The organism is Fictibacillus fluitans (genome assembly GCF_030418125.1).
Lineage (GTDB): Bacteria > Bacillota > Bacilli > Bacillales > Fictibacillaceae > Fictibacillus_C > Fictibacillus_C fluitans.
Genome location: NZ_JAUHTR010000001.1, coordinates 722,901 through 745,818, shown reverse-complemented (window position 1 = coordinate 745,818; position 22,918 = coordinate 722,901). Strand labels below are relative to the sequence as shown.

General features: G+C 44.4%; 25 protein-coding genes. 20 read left to right on the top strand and 5 right to left on the bottom strand.

The genetic code is table 11. The annotated features are described in order from the left end of the window. Positions 1–34 precede the first annotated feature (34 nt). A complete protein-coding gene (locus tag QYB97_RS03615; protein ID WP_301164570.1) occupies positions 35–475 on the top strand; it encodes a YlbF/YmcA family competence regulator in 441 nt (146 codons plus the stop codon). Between the two features lie 21 nt (positions 476–496). Here QYB97_RS03615 and QYB97_RS03610 read toward each other — a convergent pair whose 3' ends face one another. Beyond that, complete coding sequence (locus QYB97_RS03610) at positions 497–823, bottom strand: hypothetical protein (RefSeq protein ID WP_301164569.1); 327 nt, start codon at positions 821–823, stop codon at positions 497–499. A gap of 90 nt (positions 824–913) precedes the next feature. Between QYB97_RS03610 and QYB97_RS03605 the strand changes: the two genes are divergently transcribed. Beyond that, on the top strand, positions 914–1,189 hold the full coding sequence (locus QYB97_RS03605) for a YlbG family protein (RefSeq protein ID WP_301164568.1): 276 nt from the start codon (positions 914–916) through the stop codon (positions 1,187–1,189). Between the two features lie 54 nt (positions 1,190–1,243). Here QYB97_RS03605 and QYB97_RS03600 read toward each other — a convergent pair whose 3' ends face one another. Further along, the gene (locus tag QYB97_RS03600; RefSeq protein WP_301164567.1) at positions 1,244–1,621 is read right to left on the bottom strand and encodes a DUF7147 family protein; all 378 of its coding nucleotides are present in this window, start codon (positions 1,619–1,621) and stop codon (positions 1,244–1,246) included. Between the two features lie 355 nt (positions 1,622–1,976). On the opposite strand from QYB97_RS03600, the gene rsmD reads away from it, so the two are divergent. Beyond that, positions 1,977–2,540 (top strand): 16S rRNA (guanine(966)-N(2))-methyltransferase RsmD, encoded by a 564-nt coding sequence (rsmD, locus tag QYB97_RS03595; protein ID WP_301164566.1) that lies wholly within the window; start codon positions 1,977–1,979, stop codon positions 2,538–2,540. A 41-nt stretch (positions 2,541–2,581) separates the two neighbouring features. After that, a complete protein-coding gene (gene coaD / locus QYB97_RS03590) occupies positions 2,582–3,070 on the top strand; it encodes a pantetheine-phosphate adenylyltransferase (protein WP_301164565.1) in 489 nt (162 codons plus the stop codon). Here the strand turns inward: coaD and ylbJ are convergent. Beyond that, entirely contained in the window at positions 3,067–4,302 is a 1,236-nt protein-coding gene (gene ylbJ, locus QYB97_RS03585) for a sporulation integral membrane protein YlbJ (protein ID WP_425589764.1), read from the bottom strand. The genes coaD and ylbJ overlap by 4 nt on opposite strands. 120 nt (positions 4,303–4,422) lie before the next feature. On the opposite strand from ylbJ, the gene QYB97_RS03580 reads away from it, so the two are divergent. Together QYB97_RS03580 and QYB97_RS03575 are read left to right on the top strand one after the other, a co-directional pair. Next, positions 4,423–5,232, top strand: coding sequence for a patatin-like phospholipase family protein (locus QYB97_RS03580; protein ID WP_301164563.1), 810 nt, complete (start codon positions 4,423–4,425; stop codon positions 5,230–5,232). Then, a complete protein-coding gene (locus tag QYB97_RS03575) occupies positions 5,207–6,268 on the top strand; it encodes a SepM family pheromone-processing serine protease (protein WP_301164562.1) in 1,062 nt (353 codons plus the stop codon). The genes QYB97_RS03580 and QYB97_RS03575 overlap by 26 nt, the downstream gene beginning before the upstream one ends. On the opposite strand, the gene QYB97_RS03570 is transcribed toward QYB97_RS03575, so the two are convergent. Beyond that, positions 6,261–7,502 (bottom strand): nucleotidyltransferase, encoded by a 1,242-nt coding sequence (locus QYB97_RS03570; RefSeq protein WP_301164561.1) that lies wholly within the window; start codon positions 7,500–7,502, stop codon positions 6,261–6,263. The two genes, QYB97_RS03575 and QYB97_RS03570, sit on opposite strands and share 8 nt — an antisense overlap. A gap of 146 nt (positions 7,503–7,648) precedes the next feature. On the opposite strand from QYB97_RS03570, the gene QYB97_RS03565 reads away from it, so the two are divergent. The 4 genes from QYB97_RS03565 (at position 7,649) to QYB97_RS03550 (ending at position 10,050) form a co-directional block, all read left to right on the top strand. After that, on the top strand, positions 7,649–8,170 hold the full coding sequence (locus QYB97_RS03565; protein ID WP_301164560.1) for a YceD family protein: 522 nt from the start codon (positions 7,649–7,651) through the stop codon (positions 8,168–8,170). Positions 8,171–8,226: 56 nt separating this feature from the next. Continuing rightward, complete coding sequence (gene rpmF / locus QYB97_RS03560) at positions 8,227–8,400, top strand: 50S ribosomal protein L32 (protein ID WP_301164559.1); 174 nt, start codon at positions 8,227–8,229, stop codon at positions 8,398–8,400. Positions 8,401–8,531: 131 nt separating this feature from the next. Further along, positions 8,532–9,296, top strand: a complete 765-nt coding sequence (locus QYB97_RS03555) for an enoyl-CoA hydratase/isomerase family protein (RefSeq protein WP_301164558.1) — start codon at positions 8,532–8,534, stop codon at positions 9,294–9,296. Positions 9,297–9,444: 148 nt separating this feature from the next. Continuing rightward, the gene (locus QYB97_RS03550) at positions 9,445–10,050 is read left to right on the top strand and encodes an RsfA family transcriptional regulator (RefSeq protein ID WP_301164557.1); all 606 of its coding nucleotides are present in this window, start codon (positions 9,445–9,447) and stop codon (positions 10,048–10,050) included. Between the two features lie 44 nt (positions 10,051–10,094). On the opposite strand, the gene QYB97_RS03545 is transcribed toward QYB97_RS03550, so the two are convergent. Beyond that, positions 10,095–10,580 (bottom strand): N-acetyltransferase, encoded by a 486-nt coding sequence (locus QYB97_RS03545; RefSeq protein WP_301164556.1) that lies wholly within the window; start codon positions 10,578–10,580, stop codon positions 10,095–10,097. A gap of 169 nt (positions 10,581–10,749) precedes the next feature. Between QYB97_RS03545 and QYB97_RS03540 the strand changes: the two genes are divergently transcribed. From QYB97_RS03540 to QYB97_RS03495, 10 genes are all read left to right on the top strand, one after another. Next, complete coding sequence (locus QYB97_RS03540) at positions 10,750–12,102, top strand: acetyl-CoA carboxylase biotin carboxylase subunit (protein WP_301164555.1); 1,353 nt, start codon at positions 10,750–10,752, stop codon at positions 12,100–12,102. Positions 12,103–12,119: 17 nt separating this feature from the next. Continuing rightward, positions 12,120–12,332 (top strand): acetyl-CoA carboxylase biotin carboxyl carrier protein subunit, encoded by a 213-nt coding sequence (locus tag QYB97_RS03535; RefSeq protein WP_301164554.1) that lies wholly within the window; start codon positions 12,120–12,122, stop codon positions 12,330–12,332. Between the two features lie 56 nt (positions 12,333–12,388). Continuing rightward, positions 12,389–13,930 (top strand): acyl-CoA carboxylase subunit beta, encoded by a 1,542-nt coding sequence (locus tag QYB97_RS03530; RefSeq protein ID WP_301164553.1) that lies wholly within the window; start codon positions 12,389–12,391, stop codon positions 13,928–13,930. A 144-nt stretch (positions 13,931–14,074) separates the two neighbouring features. Beyond that, positions 14,075–14,977, top strand: a complete 903-nt coding sequence (locus tag QYB97_RS03525) for a ketopantoate reductase family protein (protein WP_301164552.1) — start codon at positions 14,075–14,077, stop codon at positions 14,975–14,977. Between the two features lie 147 nt (positions 14,978–15,124). Continuing rightward, entirely contained in the window at positions 15,125–16,753 is a 1,629-nt protein-coding gene (bshC, locus tag QYB97_RS03520) for a bacillithiol biosynthesis cysteine-adding enzyme BshC (protein WP_301164551.1), read from the top strand. 146 nt (positions 16,754–16,899) lie between these two features. Beyond that, on the top strand, positions 16,900–17,331 hold the full coding sequence (mraZ, locus tag QYB97_RS03515) for a division/cell wall cluster transcriptional repressor MraZ (protein WP_301164550.1): 432 nt from the start codon (positions 16,900–16,902) through the stop codon (positions 17,329–17,331). A gap of 41 nt (positions 17,332–17,372) precedes the next feature. Continuing rightward, positions 17,373–18,305: a 16S rRNA (cytosine(1402)-N(4))-methyltransferase RsmH gene (gene rsmH / locus QYB97_RS03510; RefSeq protein WP_301164549.1), complete on the top strand. Its 933-nt coding sequence runs from the start codon at positions 17,373–17,375 to the stop codon at positions 18,303–18,305. Between the two features lie 13 nt (positions 18,306–18,318). Further along, positions 18,319–18,687, top strand: a complete 369-nt coding sequence (gene ftsL / locus QYB97_RS03505) for a cell division protein FtsL (RefSeq protein WP_301164548.1) — start codon at positions 18,319–18,321, stop codon at positions 18,685–18,687. 21 nt (positions 18,688–18,708) lie between these two features. Further along, positions 18,709–20,874: a penicillin-binding protein gene (locus QYB97_RS03500; protein ID WP_301164547.1), complete on the top strand. Its 2,166-nt coding sequence runs from the start codon at positions 18,709–18,711 to the stop codon at positions 20,872–20,874. 91 nt (positions 20,875–20,965) lie between these two features. Continuing rightward, positions 20,966–22,900 carry a stage V sporulation protein D gene (locus tag QYB97_RS03495; RefSeq protein WP_301164546.1) on the top strand — a complete coding sequence of 645 codons (1,935 nt, stop codon included), beginning with the start codon at positions 20,966–20,968 and terminating at the stop codon, positions 22,898–22,900. Positions 22,901–22,918: the final 18 nt, after the last annotated feature.

The following is a 22,918-nucleotide window of genomic DNA, read 5'->3' as shown; positions in this document are numbered from 1 at the left end:
CTAATTTAAGGAAACCCCATCAAGGAGTGAGAGGATGCTGGGAACAGTATTAGACATAAGTCTTTTGGATGAGTCCTATTTTCTCGGGAAAATGATAGCCGAATCAGAGGCTGCCATTCAATACCGGGTGAGTAAATATAATTTGGAACAAGATACAGAAGCACAAAAATTGATCAAGGAATTCAACAAGGTGAAAGAACTGTATGAAGAAGTTCAGCGGTTTGGAAAATACCACCCTGACTATAAAACAGTATCCACGAATGTGAGGGTGTTGAAACGGGAGCTTGACTTTAACGAAACAATCTCCAGCTTTAAAAAAGCCGAGAAGGAGCTTGAGAGTCTGCTGAACGAATGCAGCTCGCTTATTGCCGGCGGGGTATCTGAGCATATTAAAGTTCCTACTGGAAATCCCTTTTTTGATTCAAAAAGCTGTGCTGGAGGCTGCGGAAGCGGAGGCGGGTGCAGCTGCGGATAAGAGCTCAATAGAGCTCTTATTTCATGTAGCTGTTTGGTAGCGTATACAATCTTCGCAAAGGTTGCCGCAGCAAAACATTTTTTCCTGTGGAACAAGAAACCGAAAACGGTAAACAAACAGTGAAGCCTCTTTTCGCACGAAGATGATTTCGGCATTAAGCCGCTTTCCTTTCATTGCATGGATGGCTTCCTGTTTAATCGTTTCTTCAATGATCTCTGAAGATACAGTGTTCCCGGCCACGATATAAAGGAACGGGAGCCCGGCAACTAATTTTTTTTCAACGGAAACGATAAAGTCAGCCTGGCTGAATGCTTCAAGAAAACGGGTCCATATATCATCGAGATTCATTTTGCTTTCCCCTTTCCAATTTGGGATTAAATTGCAGGGCGCTCTTAATCATGCTAGACTAATGAAAAGATGGTGTTAAAGGAGTACATTATGATAGGTAATCGAATGGGTCTTGCGGTCTATTTGCATTCTCTGAAATTTTCCAAGCAGCTGCGGCGGTACGGAAATGTCCATTACATTTCAAAACGAATGAAATATGCCGTCATTTATTGTGATGCTGCAAAACTTGATGAAGTAGCCAACAAACTGGAATCCCTTCATTTCGTAAAAGAAGTCAAGAGATCCCACAAACATGAAATTAAAACAGAATATGAGAGCAAAATCCCGGATAAAGCAAAGGAATACGATTACAAAATGGGATTATAAAAAGTGATGACCCACGGATTTTGGAAGGGGTCATCTTTTTTACATAAAAAATTATTACGTTAACGGTGGAATCAGGTAATTCAATCGCAAGATGCCTGTAAGGTAATGATAGTAAAGCTCCTTTTCCTGAAAGGTGCCAGAGGGCTTAACGTCAAAGGTGATTATGTCCTTCTCAGTGTCTTTGGACAGCTCTTCAAACAGCTCATAGCGCTTGGATGGAACGGGAACACCTTCACGGCACATGTAGAGAGGTTGAAAATTCCCTTCCGGTGCAGGATGAAGAACAACAAGTAACGAGGCTTGCGTTCGTCCGTTTACCTCGGTCTTCAGGCAGAGCAATTGGCTGATTCTTTTTTCGTTGGAACGGGCAATCTCCAAAAGTTCGTAAATATCGGAATATCCTTCACCTAGTTCAATAAATCGCTGGATCATAAGTAAATAAAGCCTCCTTCATATATAAAACTGTATCATAGAAGGTACAGGCTGAAAAGAGAGCGGAATACGGGGCATACAAGGATAAAAAAACCCCGCAGATCGTCTGCGGGGTGCCTTTAGGATTAGTAAACAATCACTATCGTTAAGGCGATGGGAGAGGAGAAACCGGAGGAAGAACTTATGGGGAAGTAAGTCTTCTCCGCGGTTGGCAACAACATCTTAGGGATGTTGTTATCTTTAGTATGGCCGGGCGGACATTTTCTATACGGGTTGCAGTGTTTATTTAAAAAAATTTGTGATAGGATAATGAAGAACTACAGACAAGTAACTATGAACGGTAAGGTGTGGAAAAATGAGAGTCATTTCTGGTGAATGCAAAGGACGGCCACTGAAGGCTGTGCCGGGGCAAGGAACACGCCCCACAACAGACAAAATAAAAGAATCCCTATTTAATATAATCGGACCTTATTTCCAGGGTGGCCTTGGACTGGATTTGTACGGCGGGAGCGGCGGCCTCGGAATTGAAGCGCTGAGCAGGGGGATGGACAAGATCATCTTCGTGGATCGGGATTCAAAAGCGACTGAAGTTATTAAAACCAATCTGAAGGCATGCGGCTATGAAGAACAGAGTGAGGTATACAAAATAGAGTCGCATCGTGCCTTGAAGGCCCTAAAAAAAAGGGAATTTACCTTTGATCTTGTTTTGCTTGATCCGCCTTATGCCCGGCAGCGTATTGCCGAAGATATTGAAAAACTAGTTGAATACGGTTTATTGAACCAAGATGTTCAGGTGGTGGCAGAGCATGATCCGTCTGTTCGTCTGCCTGACGCTATCGGAAAATTGGAGAAAGTAAGAAAGGAAAGCTACGGCAGTACGACCATATCACTATACCGGATGCAAGACCGGGAAATATAGAGAAATATCATGCCTGAAAAAGAGATCATGAGGTGGTTGCATTGAATAAAAAAGCAGTGTGTTCGGGAAGCTTTGATCCTGTTACCCTCGGACACTTGGATATTATAGGGCGCGGAGCCAGTGTATTTGATGAAGTAATCGTTGTGGTGGCCAACAATCAAGGTAAAAAGCCGCTGTTTTCTGTGGAAGAGAGAATTTTTTTGCTGCAGGAGGCAACAAAAGACCTTCCCAATGTGCGGGTAGATTCTTTTAGCGGCCTTTTAATTGATTATGTAAAAAGTATAGGGGCCAATGTCATCTTACGAGGGCTTCGGGCGGTTTCGGATTTCGAGTATGAAATGCAGATTGCGTCAATCAACAAAAAGCTGAATGAAGAAATTGAAACCTTTTTTATGATGACAAATAATCAATACTCCTTTTTAAGCTCGAGTATCGTAAAAGAAGCTGCAAAGTATCATGCTTCTGTAGCCGACCTTGTTCCTCCTGTGGTCGAAAATGCATTGAAAGAAAAATTTGGCACTCCCCGTTAATGAAAACGGGGGTGCTTTTTCTCTTTGGAGTGTTTTAGCCCCCACAGGAATATAGATAGGATTAAAGCGGTAAGCGTCAGCAGGGATCCCATTTGCAGGAAGTAATGATAATACTGAGACCAGGGATACTGCATTAGCTGCCCGTCCGCCCATACAGCGATGGCTGATTTTGAATGCGGGGAGAGAAATGCAGGATACAGAATGGCGGAAAGGGCCGAAGCAAAAAAGCCATGAAGCAGTCTGGCCAGAAAGAAAGGCCGGAATGAGATATCGGTCTCCGATAGGATACTTGCCACTTGAGCCTGAACCGAAAATCCGCTGAAGGCAAGGATGAAACTGACAACAATACATTGCTGTATCAAGAGGGAAGGACTTTGGCTCGCCAGTTTGCTTCCCATTGTAATTTCAAATAGTCCTGAAATAAAGGGATAGCTGAGTGACCCTGAAATAGAAAAAAGGGAAAGAGCCTTCTCCAGGATAGTAGAAAATAGCGGGGTAATTGACAGGAGGCTCAATACCCGATTAATCACTGAAAATAAAATAACAAATCCGCCGATCATAAAAAGGGTTGAAATCGAGGACTGAACAGCATCTCCCAACAGCTTTCCGATCGGACGGCCATCAGCAAGCCTTGCCTCATGCATTTTTTGCAAGGCGCGAAGCGGCTGAACCCTGTGCAATGGGGAGGGATTATCCTTTTCTTTTGCGCGCCTGCTGCCATGAAACCGCATGGCAAGCCCGACAAGTAAATTTCCTGCGTAATGGCTCAATGCAAGTACTATGCCAAGGGAGGGATTGTTAAAAAAACCTACCGCAACCGCACCAAAAATGAAGAGGGGATTAGAACAATTTGTAAAAGAGACGAGGCGTTCGGCTTCAATGGTTGTAATTTGTTTTTCCTGCCATAATCTCGCGGTAAGTTTTGCCCCTGCCGGGAAGCCGGATGAAAGGCCCATGGCCCACACAAAACCTCCTGATCCCGGCACTCTGAACAATGGGCGCATAAGGGGTTCGAAGAGTACACCAAAAAAATGAACCACTCCAAACCCGATCAGGATTTCAGAAAGAATAAAAAAGGGTAAAAGAGAAGGGAAAACCACTTCCCACCACAATTTTAATCCGCTCAAAGAGGCGCCAAAGGCCTCTTTGGGAAATACCATCACTGATCCTGCGAGTATAACCGCCGCGACTGAAAGAGCGATCGATTTATAAAAATTCCACTTCACGTTGATCCCCCCGATTATAAAGAACGACTCTATCGTTACATCCCTTGTCCATCCTTTACATTTATACGTATAGCTTACGTTTTTAGACCATATCTTAAAAAGGACAACAGTTAGGAGGTAACCCAAATGCACAGGCCAATTATCGGTTTGGCACTAGGTTCAGGAGGAGCGCGGGGCTTTGCACATATTGGTGTGATTAAAGCGCTTCGTGAAGCGGAAATTCCCATCGACATGATTGCGGGCAGCAGCATGGGTGCCCTTGTGGGAGCAATGGTGGGAATGGGCCATAATAATGAAAATCTCATAAAAATGGCAACTTTGTTTAAAAGAAAGTATTATATGGATTATACAGTTCCGAAAATGGGTTTTGTTTCAGGCAAAAAAATAAAGGAATTGATCCGGCTCCTTACACAAAATAAAAGGATAGAGGATACCATTATTCCACTCTCCATTGTTGCTACAGACCTGATCAAAGGTGAAAAGATCGTTTTTCGAAATGGGCCGATCGCTGAAGCAGTCCGGGCCAGCATTTCTATTCCCGGTATCTTCGTTCCCGAAAAAATAGACGGCAGGCTGTTGGTCGACGGGGGAGTCATTGAACGTGTGCCTGCTGCTGTCGTCAGGGAAATGGGCGCGGATATTGTGGTGGCTGTGGACATTTCCCATTTTAAAGCCCAGCCTGAGATGGCTTCCATTTTGGATGTGATTGTTCAGAGCATTGATATTATGCAAAGAGAGATTGTACGGTATCATGAAATCTCTGCTGATATAATGGTGCGGCCCATGGTTGAACAATTCAGTTCCACCGCTTTTAAAAACGTGAACGAAATCATAGCGATCGGGGAAGAGGCCGGAAAAAGAAAAATTGACAGCATTAAGCATAAAATCGAGACCTGGAAGGAGAACCATCATGAAAGATATTCAGAATCCCCGTAAAACGGGATGGGTCAATAGGCTTTCACTGATTGGCATCATTGTGATTGCCCTGGTGATTGGATTGTACCCTTTGCCTTACTACGTAACATCACCCGGAAGTGCCAATGAACTGGCACCGATTATTCACGTCAAAGGCGGGGATAAAGAGCAAGGGAGCTTTATGCTGACTACTGTCAGGATCGGCAAAGCGAATATACCTCAGTATCTGTATGCAAAGGTGAGTGACTACAGAGAGCTGCTTCCGGCAAATAATGTCAGGGCAGAAGACGAAACAGACGAGGAATACAATCAGCGCCAGCTGCAAATGATGCAGGACTCCCAACATGCAGCTACCGTTGTGGCGTATCGTAAAGCTGGAAAGAAAGTGGATATTATCAGCAAAGGTGTCTATGTTACCGGAATTATTTCCGGCATGCCGGCTGAAGGGAAATTGAAAGTCGGTGACGAAATTGTAGAGCTCGAAGGAAAACCTGTTAAAACAACAGAGGAGCTCTTGGAACGGCTGGCTGGTAAGAAAGCGGGAGATAAGGTGAAGCTGAAGGTGCAAAGAGGCAAGAAAAAGCTGAACCGTACCGTTGCACTTAAAAAATTCCCGAAAAAACTAAGCCAGAATAATGAAAAACGAGCGGGAATTGGTATTACATATCCGGTAACTGACGTTGAAATTAAGGTGGACCCGCCAATCAACATAAAAACAAGCGAAATCGGCGGACCATCGGCCGGGCTAATGTTCTCTCTTGAAATCTTGAACCAATTAACAGAGGGAGACATGACAAAAGGCCATAAAATTGCCGGTACTGGTACGATGAATATCAACGAAGAGGTCGGCCCGATTGGCGGCATCCAGCAAAAGGTGGTTGCCGCAGACAAAGCAGGAGCTAAAATTTTCTTCGCACCGGTAAGCGACAATAATTATAAGGATGCCGTTAAGGCTGCCAAGGACATCGATACGTCCATGAAGATTGTCCCGGTTAAGAAAATGGATGATGCAATCAGTTATTTGAAAAAATTAAAACAAAAAGCAGGGGTCAAATAAATTGACCCTTGCTTCTTTGGAAGCGTAAAGGAGGAGTGCTGTATTCCTCCTTTATTTTTTTTGTGATGATTTCTTGTGGATAACCACCAAAGTAAACGGCTGATACTCGCTGTTCCAGCTCAATCAACGGGTTTTGCAGTCTGGAAAGAGTCGTAAGAACAGGAAGGTCGGCCTGTTTTTTTACAGTATTTAAATAACGTTGACCCACATCGCTCATTCCCAGAATCCGGACGTAAGGCGGACCTTCTTTTAAAGCAGCTTCCGCATCCGGTCGAGAGATGTGGTTAAGGATGTGCAGACACATACGCTGCAGCCTTGTCCAGGTGTACCGTTTCGTCTTTAAAGCGGTCATGAAGGTATGAAAGGAATCGGCATGCCGGATCGTCTCCTTTAACCGGTATTCCAAGCCTTCTTCAACTTCATAAAGTTTCCGCAGCTCTACTGCAGGTGTGGCCAGCAGCTTGTAACGTAAGAGTGGAAACAATGAATCCCATGTGGTGAACTGTCCGTTTTCTTCCATGTAGTGTGAAAGGGCCTCTGATGTGTAGGAAGGAACTGCTCCCTCAATGGAAGATACGGAAGGCTTACGGGAACTGTTCAGGGTTTTTCGGATGGAGGTGGCGCTGGCAATCTGGTGAGCGTCAATACGTTCTTCGTGGAATGACGCGCCAATCCGTTTAATGGTATGTGCTTCCATTGGAGCATGACTGTCAGCCATGGCTCTTACATACTCCATTCCCAAAATATTGTTTGGTAAAGATAAATCCAGAGCCTCCGACTCCCATGACAGGGAACCGGCTGCGAGGGAGGAAGCCTTGGGAAAGGAATAGCCCTGCTTGCTGTAGGATTGGAAAGCTTCATCATATAAAACCTTTTGCTTCTCCAATTGCGAGATCGTATGGTAAAATAAATCAATATTTCCGGATTCGCTTCCAAAACAAAGAGCCTCTGCTCTTAAGGCCTGAAGCAGTCTGACTCCTGCTTTTGCGAAAACCGGAGCAGGCGACACTGCAAACAAATAGGGAAGTTCTATAATAAGATCCGCTCCGCCCATAAGGGCTGTTTTTGCTCTTTCCCATTTGGAAATAATGGCTGGTTCTCCCCGCTGAAGAAAATTGCCGCTCATGACTGCGATTATGCAATCGCTCTGTGTTTGTTTTTTTGATTGTTGTAAATGATAAGAATGACCGTTATGAAAAGGATTGTATTCAACGATGATGCCGCAGGCCTTCATGATCTGCCTCCTTGTTGATTGCTGTAATGGTACTTTTATTTTAACTGTAAATGCGTAAGCTTGAAAGAATATGCTGTAAAGATATTATGTTGACATTTCTCTTTATGGCCGATATAATTATTACTGTTGCCTTGAGGTGAAACGATATGAAATGGTCACTACAGGAATTAAAGAACTTTTATCGAAAACCGCTTGAATTTGATGAGTATGTTGATGCAAGTGAACTAAAGTCGCTTGATAAAGAAATACGCGATATACCGCCGGTTCATGTTAGCGGACATGCTGATGTAAATCAGCAAAGAGCTACCTTTTACCTGAACATTCAGGGAGAAATGACGCTTCCTTGTGCGAATACATTAGCTGATGTCCATTTTCCTTTTTCGATAAAAACAACCGAAATCTTTCTTCTTGATCCTTCCTATACGGTACCGGTGGATGAGGAGAACCTTCATTCTGTAGAAGGTCACTTTCTCGATCTGATGCCCTATATACAAGAGCAAATTCTGCTTGAAAAGCCGATCAAGGTGGTTGCCGGGCCAAATGCGCCGGATAAAAAGGCACCGCCTGAGGGAGAAGGATGGCAGGTCGTTACAGAAGAAGACCGCAAGAACCGGATTGATCCGAGACTTGCAGATCTTGCGAAGTTTTTTGACAAAGACAATTCGTAAAAAATTGGGGATTTGAAATGTTCGAGCCCCATATCTTTTTTAAGGAGGTGGATAACATGGCAGTACCTTTTCGCAGAACTTCCCAAACCCGCCAAGCAAAGCGTCGTACGCATGTCAAGCTTGAAATGCCTGGTATGGTAAAATGTCCACAATGTGGAGAATACAAACTATCTCACCGAGTGTGCCGTGAATGCGGTTCATACAAAGGAAAAGAAGTAATCAGCAAATAATGAAAAACAGGAAGCCTCATGAGGTTTCCTGTTTTTTTATTTTTTAGCACCAATCCTGAACTCTTTGCTTGTTTAAAGGAGTTTATTGGTAAAAAAACGAACTATATGGATGAAGCGAAGGGGGAATTATCATGCCAAAAGTTCTGTATGAAACCAAAAAAGACATAGGCTGGATCACAATCAACAGGCCGCACGTTAGAAATGCAGTGGATTTTGAAGTCATTAAGCTGTTGGAGAATTACATAGAACATGCCCGCCATGACGGCGATATTAAAATTCTTGTGATCAGGGGAGCAGGTCATGATGTGTTTTGTGCCGGAGGAGATTTGAGAGCGTTTTCGGGCTTGAAAACCGCTGATGAGGCATATAGCATGCTATCCAAGATGGGAGACGTTTTAAAAAAGCTTTTCTATTTTCCAAAGCCGACAGTCGCACTCCTTAATGGTACGGCAGTGGGCGGGGGGTGTGAGATTGCCGCAGCCTGTGACCTGCGAATAGCGTCTGCAAATGCAAAGGTTGGTTTTATTCAGGGAACACTGGGGATTACAACAGGATGGGGAGGAGGCACCTATCTGATGGAGAGAATCCCGAAGATACAGGCACTGGATTTATTGTGGTCAGCCGGGAAAATCACTGCCAAGCAAGCATCAGAAAAAGGATTTTTACAGTATTTAATCAAAAATGGAAGCCTTGTTGAGGAATGCTGCAGCTATTTGAACAGATATACAGAACATGCGGTTGAAGTTCTCCAGGCGTATAAAAAAATATACCTGGACAGCCTGCAGGGGAGAAACATCGACCAAAGAGTGGAGGATGAAATAAAAGCGTGTGCCAGACTATGGGAATCGGATGTTCATCACCATGCGGTTTCAGCCTTCTTTAACAATAATATTTAAAGCTTCATCACTGTCTGAAATACTAAGTATAGTATCCTGGCGAATGGGAAACGTACGATGGAGACGTTCATCTTACTAGAACTAAAGTCTATCTTATCTAGTAATAGCATATCTATGTAAAAACGACATAAACGATGGAGGGATTAGGTTGACTGTAGTTCGCCAGGATGCTTGGAACCAGGAAGAAGATGTATTGCTAGCAGAAGTAGTTCTGCGCCATATCAGGGAAGGCAGCACTCAGCTTGCAGCGTTTGAAGAAGTTGGAGAAAAACTTTCGAGAACATCTGCGGCCTGTGGGTTCAGATGGAATTCGCTTATTCGCAAACGGTATGAATCGGCAATTGCCATTGCCAAAAGGCAGAGAAAAGAAAGAAGTAAAGGAAAGGTTGTTCCTGAGGAAAGCGATGTCCATATGCTGGATCAGCCGGTAAAGCAGCAAGAATATATGGCTGCAAAAGAGAAGATTTTGTCATTGGACGATGTTATTGTTTTTCTGAAGAATTTTAAAACGTCTGAAGAGAGGCGTTCTGATCAAGAACTGATCAAGCTTCGGAGCCAGGTGGAAGAGTTAAAGTCCCAGAATACAAAGTACCAGACCCATCTTGAAAAACTGAACCATGAATATAAGCTGGTATGTGAGGACTACAAGGCCCTTATTGAAATTATGGACCGTGCCCGGAAGTTTGTGGGGACAGAGGAAGAATCGGGTTCCCTCATGTTTCAGGTGGAAGGGCTGCAGAAACTGGAAAAATAAAAAAGATGGCGAATCCGCCATCTTTTTGCTGTCCTGAAATAGGCTTAATGAGTTTGTTCGGTAACACCCTTCGGAAAATAGACATATGGATTTTCCCCCCGGTCGCGTTCCTCATTATACGTAACCGCTTCGAACCCCATCTTCTCCCAAAAACCGCTTGACTGCTGTCTGCCATTCGTTTTGACTGGAAGGTTGAATGACTGCGCAAATTGAACTAGCGCTCTTCCGTAGCCTTTGCCTTTAAATTGAGGCAGTACTTCAAGCTTCCATAATTCAAAATAGTCCTGTGGAGGGCTAAAATAACGGTCGTAAGCAGATTCAATCCGATATAAACTCATTCGGGCAACCAATTTGTCGCCAAAATAAATACCGTAAAATGGAGACTCACTGTCATTTTCAATAATGTTCTCCTGAAGGTCTTCGAGCATGGACAGCTCCTGGATCCCGTATTCCTTGAACTGCTTGAACTCTTCGAGCGTTTTATAATTGACTACCAAACGTTTTACTGCGTACTTTTCTTTGGTGTTCATTTTCAGTTCCCCCTCTAATGACTCTGTTGAAGATCTCTCTTTTAGTATATACTAATTATGCTAAAAATTCTTTAAAAAAGAAATATTCGCTTTGTTGGCGCTTCCTGAAAAGGAATCTTGCCTGCTTTTGTCGAAATAGCTTATTTAGGCAGCGAAGGGAGGATATATAGTGAAAAAAATACTAATCGCAAACAGGGGAGAAATCGCAGCCCGGATCGTGCGCACCTGTCAGGAGATGGGGATCGAATCCATAGTGGTATATTCTGATGCAGACAAAGATTTACCTTATGTACAGCAGGCCACACGCGCCTATCATATTGGGGAGTCTCCGGTTGTTAAGTCCTATCTGAATCAGGACAAAATCGTTGAAATTGCTCAAAAAGAAAATGTGGACGCCATCCACCCGGGCTACGGCTTCCTTTCTGAAAATGGAGCATTTGTTAAACAAATAGAAGAGCTGGGAATCGCGTTTATCGGTCCTTCATGGCAAGTAGTAGAAGCCATGGGAGATAAGGTAGAGGCAAGACGAACGATGGAAAAAGCGGGGGTTCCGGTAGTGCCGGGAACGACCGATCCAATCAACGATGGAGATGAAGCCATTGCCATTGCGCGCCAAATAGGCTACCCTGTAATGCTGAAGGCGAGCGCTGGGGGCGGCGGAATCGGCATGGTGAAATGTGACAATGAAGAAACCCTGAAAAAACAATTTGTGTCCACTCAGCAGCGGGCTAAAATGTATTTTGGCAATGACCGCATGTTTATTGAAAAATACATCAGTCCGGCACGGCATATCGAAGTACAGATATTCGGGGACCAGAATGGAAATATAATCCATTTATTTGAGAGAGACTGCTCAATACAAAGGCGTCATCAAAAAGTAATCGAAGAATCTCCATCACCGTATTTAACAGAGCAATTGCGGGAGGAGATGGGAAGAGCCGCAGTAAAGGCAGCTCAGTCGGTATCTTACACCAATGCCGGCACGGTCGAATTTATTGTCGATGAAAACGGAAATTTTTATTTTTTGGAGATGAACACCCGGCTTCAGGTTGAGCATCCAGTTACCGAAATGACCACTGGGCTTGATCTGGTAAGATGGCAAATCCAAACGGCAGAAGGAAAACCGCTGGCCCTCCTGCAAAGTGAGGTACAACAGCAAGGGCATAGTATTGAATTCCGATTGTATGCGGAAGATCCGGCAAAGTTCCTTCCGTCTCCAGGGAAGATCAAGGATCTGCGCTTTCCGGATGGAGAGGGAATCAGGATCGACGCAGGCTATGAAAAAGGAAATACAGTTTCTCCGTTCTACGATCCAATGATTGCGAAAATTATTGTAAGCGATTCCAATAGGTCAGGATGTCTCAAGAGGGCCTCAGACTTCTTTGATTCGTTCCATTTGGAAGGAATCAAAACCAACGCACCGCTGTTCAAAAAAATATTGGAAGATACCGATTTTCAAAAAGGAAACTATACTACGGGTTTTTTAACTGAAAAACCTCAGCTGATTGAACAAAAAAATTAAGAGTGGAGTGTTTGAACATGAAACAAGTTACAGCATCAATGGCAGGTACAGTATGGAATATTGCGGTTTCACAAGGAGATGAAGTGGCTGCTGGCCAAAGTGTGGTTGTTCTTGAATCCATGAAAATGGAGATTCCTATTGAAGCGGAAACGGCAGGTACGGTAGAGGAAATAAAGGTAGCGGTTGGAGATTTTGTCAATGAAGGAGACGTGCTGGTCGTTTTGGCCTAATGGGCTAAATATAAACTGAACGAGCGCTCACTCTTTAATGCAAACGGAGGGATACCATGGATTCTACAAAAACAGATTTGTCATATGAAACAGTTGTGAGCAAGATTAAGGAAGGCGGGTCAGAAAAGTATCACGCCAAAAATGCTTCTCAAAATAAACTGTTTGCCAGAGAACGCCTTTCTCTATTATTTGATGATGGGGAGTTTTATGAAGAAGATGGATTGTTCGCAAACAACCAAGCGGGTGATTTGCCGGCAGACGGGGTCATTACAGTAACGGGAAAAATTAACGGCCAGACCGTTTGCGCCATGGCTAACGATTCAACGGTTAAAGCGGGATCATGGGGAGCCAGGACAGTGGAAAAAATCATCCGTATTCAGGAAACCGCTCAGCGCCTGAAGGTTCCCATGCTCTATTTGGTTGATTCGGCAGGTGCCCGGATCACAGATCAAATTGATATGTTTCCCAACCGCCGGGGAGCAGGAAGAATATTTTATAACCAGGTGAAGATGTCCGGCATGGTTCCCCAAGTCTGCCTGCTGTTTGGACCTTCCGCGGCAGGAGGGGCATATATCCCTGCATTTTGTGATGTGGTGATCATGGTGGATCAAAATGCTTCCATGTATCTTGGGTCACCAAGAATGGCGGAAAAAGTAATTGGTGAAAAAGTGACGCTTGAAGAAATGGGCGGAGCAAGAATGCATTGTTCAGTAAGCGGATGCGGCGATATTCTCGCCGTTGACGAAAAGGAAGCCATCACTTACGCCAGAACCTATTTAACCTATTTTCCGGCAAATTACAAACATAAACCAAAAATTACAGAGGAAAAACCGCCGGTGCCAGGCAGGGAAATTGGCGAGATCGTACCTGAAAACCAAAACGTCCCATTCGATATGTACGAATTGATCAACAGAGTGGCGGATGAAGGCAGCTTTTTTGAAATCAAAAAACTTTTCGCTGCCGAACTTGTCACCGGCTTTGCACGGATAAAGGGGCGGGCGGTAGGATTGATCGCCAACCAGCCAAAAGTAAAAGGCGGCGTGCTGTTTGTTGACTCTGCGGATAAAGCTGCTAAATTTATTACACTGTGCGATGCGTTTAACATCCCAGTCCTGTTTCTTGCGGATGTACCGGGGTTCATGATCGGTACAAAAGTGGAACGGGCGGGAATTATCCGCCACGGGGCAAAGCTTATTGCCGCAATGAGCGATGTTACCGTTCCAAAAATCTCCGTTATTGTACGGAAGGCTTATGGAGCGGGTCTCTATGCGATGGCTGGTCCTGCTTTTGAACCGGACTGCTGCATCGCCCTGCCGACAGCGCAAATTGCTGTAATGGGACCGGAGGCTGCAGTTAATGCAGTTTACTCCAACAAGATTAATGAAATTGAAGATCCGAAAGAACGCGTGATGTACGTTCAGCAAAAGCAGCAAGAGTATAAAGAGCATATTGACGTTTATAAGCTGGCATCCGAACTGATCATTGATGATATTGTCGAACCATCTCATTTAAGAGAAACGCTTTATCAGCGACTTGTTTTCTTAGATTCAAAAGAAATGGTATTCAGTGAGAGAAAGCATCCCGTTTACCCTGTATAATTCAATAAAAGGCTCCGCTGCCGCAGGCAGAGGAGCCTTCTTCGTTCACGGAAGGAATACCCCTTTGATAGTTTTCAAACACTAATTTCAACCTTTCCTTGTGCTAAGATAAAGAAAATAGCAAAAAGACGGGGGATGAGCAGAATGAGGATTGCGGTAATAGGTGGGGGAGCCGTGGGATTGCTTTTTACATCCTTTTTCTCTCACGCAGGATTTGAAGTAACAGTATGTACACGAACAAAAGATCAAGCAAATCTTCTGAATCATGAAGGAATCATCGTAAAAGCGGAAAAAGAAGAAGAGAAAAAGTACCGTTTGCGTGCCTCAATTCTGTCTGATTACCATGAAGTACCGGAGTATGTAGTGGTTTGTGTGAAGCAGAACAGGCTGGAAACTGTCATTCATGAACTCTGCCATAAACTTGAACTTCAGAAGAGCACACTGGTTTTCGTTCAGAACGGGATGGGTCATATTGAAAAGCTGCATAGCTTGCCTCAGGACAATATTATCGCAGCGGTAGTGGAGCACGGTGTAAGTAAACCGGGTGAAAACAGGATACATCATACCGGCTGGGGAAAGGTGAAAGCAGCTTCCATTAAAGGAAGCATTGAGATGCTGTTTTGGGAAAGAATGAAACAGTATGGATTTGAAGTGGAGCCTTCAGAGAGATTAAATGGAATTATGGAGGCAAAACTGGTAGCAAACAGTGTGATCAACCCCGTTACTGCGCTGTTTGGTGTAAAAAATGGTGAAGTAATGTCCAACCCGCACCTAAAACGATTGGCGGAAAGGACTTTTGAAGAAGCTTGTACCTCACTTGGAAGAAGTGATCGAGAGTACCTGTGGTCGTATGTTCAGAAAATATGCACACAAACTGGGGAAAACCGGTCATCCATGCTGAGGGATATTGAACAGGGCCAGGAGACAGAGATAGACGCAATCAGCGGCTATGTGCTGTCACTGGGGCAAAACATGGGTATTGAGCTCCCGTATACCTCGTTTGTTTATTACGGCATAAAAGCACTTGAGCTAAAGAACAAAGAGTGATCAGGTGATGGCTGCTCCTTCTTTTGCATACAGTGACAGTAAGAATTTACGATTGCCTGAAAACGCCGAGCATTTCATTTTGGTGGAGATACTTTAGTTTGCTATACTCTATAAGCAGTTGCATACATAGAGAAAGGACGTACTTTTATGAGGATCGATGAATTCCCTCTGCAAGATAAAAATCAAATAGCATCATCTTATTCAGCTGCTGACCCTAAAGTGGAGCACCTCTATGACTATCCGCGGTATTCTCAGGATATCATGGAACAAAGAATCCGGGATCTCAACAGCCGGGAGTTTGAACGGGAAAAATTGGCGAATTATCTTTCTGATTATAATTTTCAATTTTCCTGTTCAAAACAAACAATGCGTAACATTGACAAACTGAAAGATCCGAAAACCGTAACTGTTATCGGCGGTCAGCAGGCCGGACTGCTGACCGGGCCACTTCTTACTGTTCATAAGTGCATCAGTATCATACAATTTGCCAGATTGCAGGAACGCCAGCTCGGAGTTCCTGTTGTCCCTGTGTTCTGGATTGCGGGGGAAGATCATGATTATGATGAAATCAACCATGTGAATGTCCTGAAAAATGGTCATCCGGATAAACTTTCATTACCTCCTCTGAATGCTTTGAAAACGTCTGCCACATTAATGGAATGGGACAGCGGGAAAGCGGCCGAGTGGGCTGAATCTGTTTTTAGGGAATTCGGAGAGACGGCTGAAACCAAACAACTTCTTTCCAAGGTTAAAGAAACCTTTCTTTCCTCAAAAACTGTGGTTCATTCATTTGCCCAGTTTATATCAGAATTGTTTGGGGAGTTCGGGTTAATTGTGGTGGATTCGGGTGAACCTCATTTCAAGCGGCTTCAGTCCGGAATGCTGGAAAAAATGGTGTCCCGGAACCAAGAGCTTGATCAGGCATTTGTAAGAGGAATGGGGAAGCTTGAAGAAATAGGGCTGCCTGCTCCGATGGAGCTTCAGGAAAATAATGCCCATCTGTTTACTTACCATAATCAGGAGCGGCAGCTGATTTTCCGAAACGATAATGGAGATTTTCATACGAAAAACAACGAAGTATCGTATCGTTCACAGGAACTTTTAGCCTGTACCAAGGATAAACCAGAATTGTTCAGCAACAATGTGGTTACACGCCCAGTCATGCAGGAAAGCCTGTTTCCAACCCTGGCTTTTATAGCAGGTTCCGGTGAAATTGCCTACTGGTCTGCCTTGAAAGAAGTTTTTCATCTGTTTGGCTTTAAAATGCCTCCGCTCGTTCCAAGGCTGTCCATCACGCTTATTTCCGAGAAAAACGAGAAACAGATGCAAGAAACCGGCTTAACCGCAAGAAAGGTTCTTGAGCAAGGAACTGAATCCAGTAAACAAGAGTGGTATGACAACCATAAGCCGTATGAAACGGAGAAGGTGTTTGCTGAGACGGTTGCTGAAATGGAAAAAGCGCATGAACGGATGAGGGCCCTGGCAGCCGAAATCAGTCCTTCTCTTCAGAAGGTATCGGAAGTCAATTTGAATCGTATTAAAAAAGAAATCGCTTATTTGCACACCAAGATGGACCATGCGGTTCGAAAGCAGTTTGTGGAGCCTCTTTCAGTTTTTGATCAGCTTCAAAATGACCTTGCCCCTTCCAGTGTGCTTCAGGAAAGAGTGTGGAATGCCTTCTTTTATATCAACCGGTATGGGAGCGGCTGGATCGGCCAGCTCGCAAATGCAAACCTGTCGTTTAATGGCAGGCATAAACTGGTATATCTGCCATAGGTTTAGAATAGGAAAAGCACCCATAATTATCCTTAAAAAAAATCCTGCTGCGACAGCAGGATTCTTTTTTTTGCCGGCGAATAATTTGGTAGTGGTGGAAAGTGGGGCCTTGTGGTAGAGTTAGGGGAGAAAGTGGGGGATGTCCTATGTTCATGGGTGAATATCAACATAACATCGATGAAAAAGGACGCATGATCATTCCTGCTAAGTTCCGTGAGAGCCTGGGCTCAACCTTTATTCTTACACGAGGAATGGACCAGTGTATCTTCGGCTATCCCCTGGAAGAATGGCAGGTTATTGAAGAAAAGCTAAAAAGTCTGCCATTTACCAAGAAAGATGCACGAGCTTTCACCCGCTTCTTCTTTTCCGGTGCAGCAGAATGCCAGTTGGACAAACAGGGGAGAGTAAATGTAGCTCCACAGCTCAGAGAATACGCCAAACTAGAAAAAGATTGCGTAGTGATAGGTGTATCGAATAGAATTGAAATTTGGAGCAAATCGATTTGGGAGAACTATTTTGCAGCCTCCGAGGAATCTTTTGGTGAAATTGCCGAGAGCCTTATGGACTTCGACCTGTAGCCTCCCAAGCTCTCTGACTACATACAAGGAAGGATAACAACATGTTTGACCATATAACTGTACTGAAAGAAGAAGCCGTTGACGCACTAAATGTGAAACCAGACGGAGTTTATGTTGATTGCACTCTTGGAGGAGCAGGCCACAGCGCATTAATACTCTCAAAACTGACATCAGGCCACTTGTTTGCTTTCGACCAGGATGACACGGCCATTGACCATGCAAAAGCTGCACTTCAAGATTATGAAGGAAACTTCACCATCATCAAAAGCAATTTCCGCTACATTAAAGAAGAACTTCAGGAACGTGGAATTACAAAAGTGGATGGAATTCTGTTTGATCTTGGCGTCTCTTCTCCGCAACTGGATGAAGCAGACCGGGGTTTCAGCTATCAGTACGATGCGCCGCTAGATATGAGAATGGACCAAAGCGCAGCTTTGTCAGCTCATGAAATTGTAAATGAATGGCCATATGAAAAGCTTGTTAAAATTATTTTTCAATATGGCGAAGAGAAGTTCGCAAAGCAAATCACAAGGAAAATCGAAGCTGCCCGCAGCAATCATGTCATTGAGACGACCGGAGAGCTGGTGGAATTAATTAAAGATGCAATACCTGCACCTGCCAGAAGAACGGGAGGGCATCCGGCAAAGCGAACCTTCCAAGCCATACGGATTGCTGTAAATGATGAATTGAATGCATTTGAGGAAGCGCTTGAAAATTCTATTGAATTGCTGTCGGTGGGAGGCAGGCTCAGTGTAATCACATTCCATTCACTTGAAGACAGAGCCTGTAAGACGATTATCAAAAAACACAGCACAGGCCCTGCACTGCCGCCGGGGCTGCCCATCATACCGGAGGAATACCAGCCTGTGTTAAAGAACATCACGAGAAAGCCGATACTACCACGTGAAGAAGAGATTGATGTCAACAGACGTTCACGTTCGGCCAAACTGCGAATCGCAGAAAAACAAAAATAAAGGAGAGTTATGGGTGAGTAATTTAGCGTATCAAACACAGAGACAGCAACAAGAACCAAAGCAAACCTATGTGCAGCAGCCTCAGGCTCAGCCCAGAGTAAGAACCTCACGTGTAACAAAAGGGGAAAAAATTCTGTGGAGTTTTGCATCCCTTTTATTGATCGCCGGTGCGATTTTTATGGTTTCCAGTTATGCTTCCATTTACAAAGTAAATTCCAGTATTCAATCGGTGGAACAATCCATTTCATATGAAAATAAAGTGGTGGACGACCTTGATCTCCAGGTTAAAGAACTAAGCAATCCAACCAGAATCCTAAAAATCGCTAAAGAAAAGCTCGGGATGACCCTTAACGATAAAAACGTAAAAGTGCTGGAAAATTAAAGCGGGATTCAGGTGTTGAAAATGGAGAAAAAATTTAAATTCAATTGGGGAGCAGGGGCGATATTAGCTGTATTTATCCTGCTCTTTTTTGTGTTGGTTGGAAGGTTTTTCTATATCGCCTATACCAAAAATATAGAGAATGTTGATTTGGCCGCCTATGCGGAGAAAAAGTGGACAAGGTATCAAACGCTGGATGCAAACCGCGGGACGATTTATGACCACCGCGGCCAGCCGCTTGCTGAAGACATTCCGTCTTATACGCTCTATGCCGTTCTGGATAAGAAGTTTCCTCATATTAAGGATCCTGAAAAGACGGCTGAGCAGTTAGCTCCCATACTCGACCGGGAGCCGGATGAAATTGAAACAACACTTTCTAAACAGAAACGCTTTGAGGTGCAGGTGCCGGGCGGAAGACAGCTAAGCCACAGCGAAAAGGAAAAAATCGACAAGCTGAATATTGATGGCTTGGAGTTTAAGGAAGAAACCAAGAGATATTACCCTAATCAAACGTTTGCCCCTTATGTTCTCGGCTACACCAATGAAACCGGACAAAATGACATCTCTGGGGCATTGGGGCTTGAAAAGACGCTTGATAAATACTTAAAAGAAACCAATGGAAGCCTGTCTTTCAAAAGTGACACCAAGGGTGTGAAACTTCCGGATCCAAAAGAAAAAGTGAAAAAGCCTAAAAACGGCTCAAATGTTTACTTAACGCTGGATGAAAAGATTCAGCTTGTCCTGGAACAGGCCATGACCAAAGCCGATAAGAAGTACAACCCTGAGAAAATTATCGGTATTGTAGCAGATCCGAAAACAGGGAAGATTCTTGCCATGAGCAACAGGCCGGCATTCAATCCAAACAAGAGGAACATCAAAGACTTCACAAACCGGGCCATTTCAGATCCATATGAACCAGGCTCTACCATGAAAATCTTCACACTGGCTGCCGCTATTGAAGAGGGAGTTTACAACGGCAACGAAACGTACAAGTCCGGGCAATATAAAATCCCGCACAACCGTCCGATCAGTGATCATAATAAAGTAGGATGGGGAACAATTACCTTCAATGAAGGAGTTCAAAACTCTTCCAATGTTCTGTTTTCCAAGCTTGCAAGGGAGAAGCTGGGCTATGACCGGCTGCTGAACTATTTGAAAAAGTTCGGTCTTGACAAGCCGACAGGCATTGATTTGCCAAATGAAAAATCAGGAAGAATTCTATATAATTATGAAATTGAAAAGCTTACTACAGCCTTTGGACAAGGTACCACAGTTACGCCGATCCAGCAGATCCAGGCGGCCACTGCGATTGCCAACGGAGGAAAGATGATGAAGCCGTTTGTCATCGACAAGGTAGTCGATCCGGCAACCAAGAAAGTCTTGTTGCATCATAAACCGGAAGTTGTAGGAAATCCCATTTCGGCTGAAACAGCAAAAGAGGAAAGAGATATCCTTGAAACGGTTGTCACAAAAGGAACTGGGAAACCCTATCAGATCAAAGGGTATTCCGTTGCCGGAAAAACGGGGACCGCACAGGTGGTAGATAAAGAGACCGGCCAATATGCACATGGCTGGGGGCAAAATATTTTCTCATTCATGGGCATGGCACCAAAAGATGACCCAAAACTTCTAGTTTATGTAGCGGTTGACCGGCCACATCTTAAGCCGACGGAGCTGGGATCCTACCCGGTTGCCGATATTTTTACAACCGTTATGAAAAACAGCCTTCAGTATATGAATATTGAACCGGAAGAAGAAAAGAAAGAGAAAAAAGCGGTATCAGACAGCTCGGTTAAAATAAATGATTATACTAATGAAAAGTCATCTGCCGCTGAAAGTGAATTAAAAAGCTCAGGGATGAAACCTGTGAAGCTGGGAAGTGGTGAAGAGGTTGTTTCCCAACAACCCGCAGCCGGATCCCGCCTGCTTCCAGGCGAGAGGGTCATTTTGCGTATGGATGGTGATGTACAAATGCCGGATCTTACAGGCTGGTCACTTTCCGACGTGTTGAAATTTTCCAAGATGATGAACCTGGACACCTCGGTTAAAGGAACGGGTTACGCCGTTAGTCAAAGTCTGAAAAAGGGTTCAATTGTCAAAGAGAAAGATTATCTCACGGTTGATTTCCAAAAGCCTGAAATGCCGTCTGTCAATCTGAGTGACGAAGAAGAAGGCGGAGCATCTCAATAGAAATAATGAAGGACTGATCAGCATCGTCCTTCGTTCTAATCGCCTATGTACAAGCATATATTGGAACGAGCCATGTGGAGGAGGTAATCATGTGCGTGTTTCAAATGTGACGGTGCGTAGGCGATTAATTTTGGTATTAACTTTCGGCCTTTGTATCTTTTTTATTATTGGTGTCCGCTTGGGGTATGTGCAGTTTGTAATTGGTGACTGGCTAACGGGGAAAGCGCTCGACTCCTGGAGCCGGAACATTCCATTTGAACCGCAGCGGGGTGAAATCCTCGACCGGAATGATGTGCCGCTGGCGACCAATGTCAGTGCCCCTACTGTTTTCGTGATCCCCAGACAAATAAATGACCCTGTGGAAACGTCGAAGAAGCTGGCTGCTGTGCTGGACATTTCCCAGCTTGATGTATATAAAAAAATAACAAAAAGGTCTTCCATCATCCGCATGGATCAGGGTGGAAGAAAAATCAGCAATCTAAAGGCAAACCAGGTAAGGGAACTTAATCTCTCCGGTGTCTTTATTGCAGAAGACAGCAAAAGACATTATCCATATGGCAGCTATCTTTCCCATGTACTGGGGTTCGCCGGTATCGATAATCAGGGGCTGATGGGGCTTGAGGCCTACTATGACAAGGAACTAAAAGGCACAAAGGGACATGTTTCGTTTTTCTCCGATGCAAGGGGACGTCGCATGCCTTCGCTTTCAGATGATTATGAACGGCCAAAAGATGGCTATAATCTTAAATTGACCATTGATTCAAAAGTTCAGACCATCATTGAACGGGAGCTCGACATTGCTCAGGCAAAATATAATCCGGACGGCGCCGTAGCTATTGCGATGAATCCGAATACAGGAGAGATTTTGGGCATGACGAGCCGGCCGGACTTTAATCCGGAAGAATACCGGAGGGTTTCCCCCGAGGTCTATAACCGGAATCTGCCGGTTTGGGCGAACTATGAGCCAGGATCTACGTTTAAAATTATCACGCTCGCTGCGGCCATTGAAGAAAACAGAGTAGACCTGGAAAAGGAGCATTTTCATGATCCTGGTTCCATTGAAGTGGGAGGCAGAAAGCTGCGCTGCTGGAAAAGAGGAGGACACGGCAGCCAGTCCTTTTTAGAAGGGGTACAGAATTCGTGCAACCCTGGCTTTGTTATTCTCGGCCAGCGGCTGGGTAAGGAGAAACTTTTCTCCTATATCAAAAACTTCGGCTTCGGACAGAAAACCGGCATTGACCTTCAGGGAGAGGGAACCGGGATCTTGTTTAATATAAAAAATGTAGGACCGCTCGAACTCGCTACCACTGCTTTTGGCCAGGGAGTATCGGTCACACCCATTCAGCAGATCACTGCGGTTTCCGCAGCCATAAATGGCGGATTTCTGTATGAACCTTATATTGCCAAAGAACTGGTGGACCCGGCTACAGGGAAAACCGTAATGAAACAGACACCCAAACTGAAGAGGCGGGTCATCTCCGAAAAAACATCCAAAGAGGTTCGTCATGCGCTGGAAACTGTTGTTGCCCAGGGTACTGGAGGGAATGCCTTTGTTGATGGATACAGGGTCGGAGGCAAAACCGGAACTGCGCAGAAAGCCAAGGACGGGAAGTACCTTCAAAACAACCATATTGTATCATTTATCGGTATGGCGCCAGCAGATGATCCGCAGCTTGTTGTGTACGTTGCCGTTGACAACCCCAAAGATACAATACAGTTTGGTGGAACGGTCGCAGCCCCGATTGTCGGGAAGATCATCGATGACAGCCTTCGGGCCATGGGAGTTGAAAAAAGAAAGAATCAGATTGAAAAGAAAAAATCATGGCTGGATCAGGAGCTGATCACGGTTCCCAACCTGGTCGGAAAAACAGCCAAAGAAATAAAGGGTTCATTGTATGATTTGAAAATCCAGAGTTCAGGAAGCGGAAAGTATATTGTTAAACAGGCCCCTGCTCCTGGCGTAAAACTGAAACCCGGATCGGTTATTCGCCTGTTTATGGGTGACAAACCGGGTTCGGAGGATTAAAATAGATAAGAATGCAAA

What these genes read in the sequence shown, in the direction of transcription:
- QYB97_RS03600 (WP_301164567.1), bottom strand. Translation starts at nt 1,621, where the DNA reads ATGATCCAGCGATTTATTGAACTAGGTGAAGGATATTCCGATATTTAC.
- QYB97_RS03530 (WP_301164553.1), top strand. Translation starts at nt 12,389, where the DNA reads ATGGATTCTACAAAAACAGATTTGTCATATGAAACAGTTGTGAGCAAG.
- mraZ (WP_301164550.1), top strand. Translation starts at nt 16,900, where the DNA reads ATGTTCATGGGTGAATATCAACATAACATCGATGAAAAAGGACGCATG.
- QYB97_RS03500 (WP_301164547.1), top strand. Translation starts at nt 18,709, where the DNA reads ATGGAGAAAAAATTTAAATTCAATTGGGGAGCAGGGGCGATATTAGCT.
- QYB97_RS03610 (WP_301164569.1), bottom strand. Translation starts at nt 823, where the DNA reads ATGAATCTCGATGATATATGGACCCGTTTTCTTGAAGCATTCAGCCAG.
- QYB97_RS03535 (WP_301164554.1), top strand. Translation starts at nt 12,120, where the DNA reads ATGAAACAAGTTACAGCATCAATGGCAGGTACAGTATGGAATATTGCG.
- QYB97_RS03615 (WP_301164570.1), top strand. Translation starts at nt 35, where the DNA reads ATGCTGGGAACAGTATTAGACATAAGTCTTTTGGATGAGTCCTATTTT.
- rsmH (WP_301164549.1), top strand. Translation starts at nt 17,373, where the DNA reads ATGTTTGACCATATAACTGTACTGAAAGAAGAAGCCGTTGACGCACTA.
- rsmD (WP_301164566.1), top strand. Translation starts at nt 1,977, where the DNA reads ATGAGAGTCATTTCTGGTGAATGCAAAGGACGGCCACTGAAGGCTGTG.
- QYB97_RS03580 (WP_301164563.1), top strand. Translation starts at nt 4,423, where the DNA reads ATGCACAGGCCAATTATCGGTTTGGCACTAGGTTCAGGAGGAGCGCGG.
- QYB97_RS03605 (WP_301164568.1), top strand. Translation starts at nt 914, where the DNA reads ATGATAGGTAATCGAATGGGTCTTGCGGTCTATTTGCATTCTCTGAAA.
- QYB97_RS03545 (WP_301164556.1), bottom strand. Translation starts at nt 10,580, where the DNA reads ATGAACACCAAAGAAAAGTACGCAGTAAAACGTTTGGTAGTCAATTAT.
- QYB97_RS03525 (WP_301164552.1), top strand. Translation starts at nt 14,075, where the DNA reads ATGAGGATTGCGGTAATAGGTGGGGGAGCCGTGGGATTGCTTTTTACA.
- rpmF (WP_301164559.1), top strand. Translation starts at nt 8,227, where the DNA reads ATGGCAGTACCTTTTCGCAGAACTTCCCAAACCCGCCAAGCAAAGCGT.
- QYB97_RS03565 (WP_301164560.1), top strand. Translation starts at nt 7,649, where the DNA reads ATGAAATGGTCACTACAGGAATTAAAGAACTTTTATCGAAAACCGCTT.
- QYB97_RS03570 (WP_301164561.1), bottom strand. Translation starts at nt 7,502, where the DNA reads ATGAAGGCCTGCGGCATCATCGTTGAATACAATCCTTTTCATAACGGT.
- QYB97_RS03575 (WP_301164562.1), top strand. Translation starts at nt 5,207, where the DNA reads ATGAAAGATATTCAGAATCCCCGTAAAACGGGATGGGTCAATAGGCTT.
- bshC (WP_301164551.1), top strand. Translation starts at nt 15,125, where the DNA reads ATGAGGATCGATGAATTCCCTCTGCAAGATAAAAATCAAATAGCATCA.
- QYB97_RS03555 (WP_301164558.1), top strand. Translation starts at nt 8,532, where the DNA reads ATGCCAAAAGTTCTGTATGAAACCAAAAAAGACATAGGCTGGATCACA.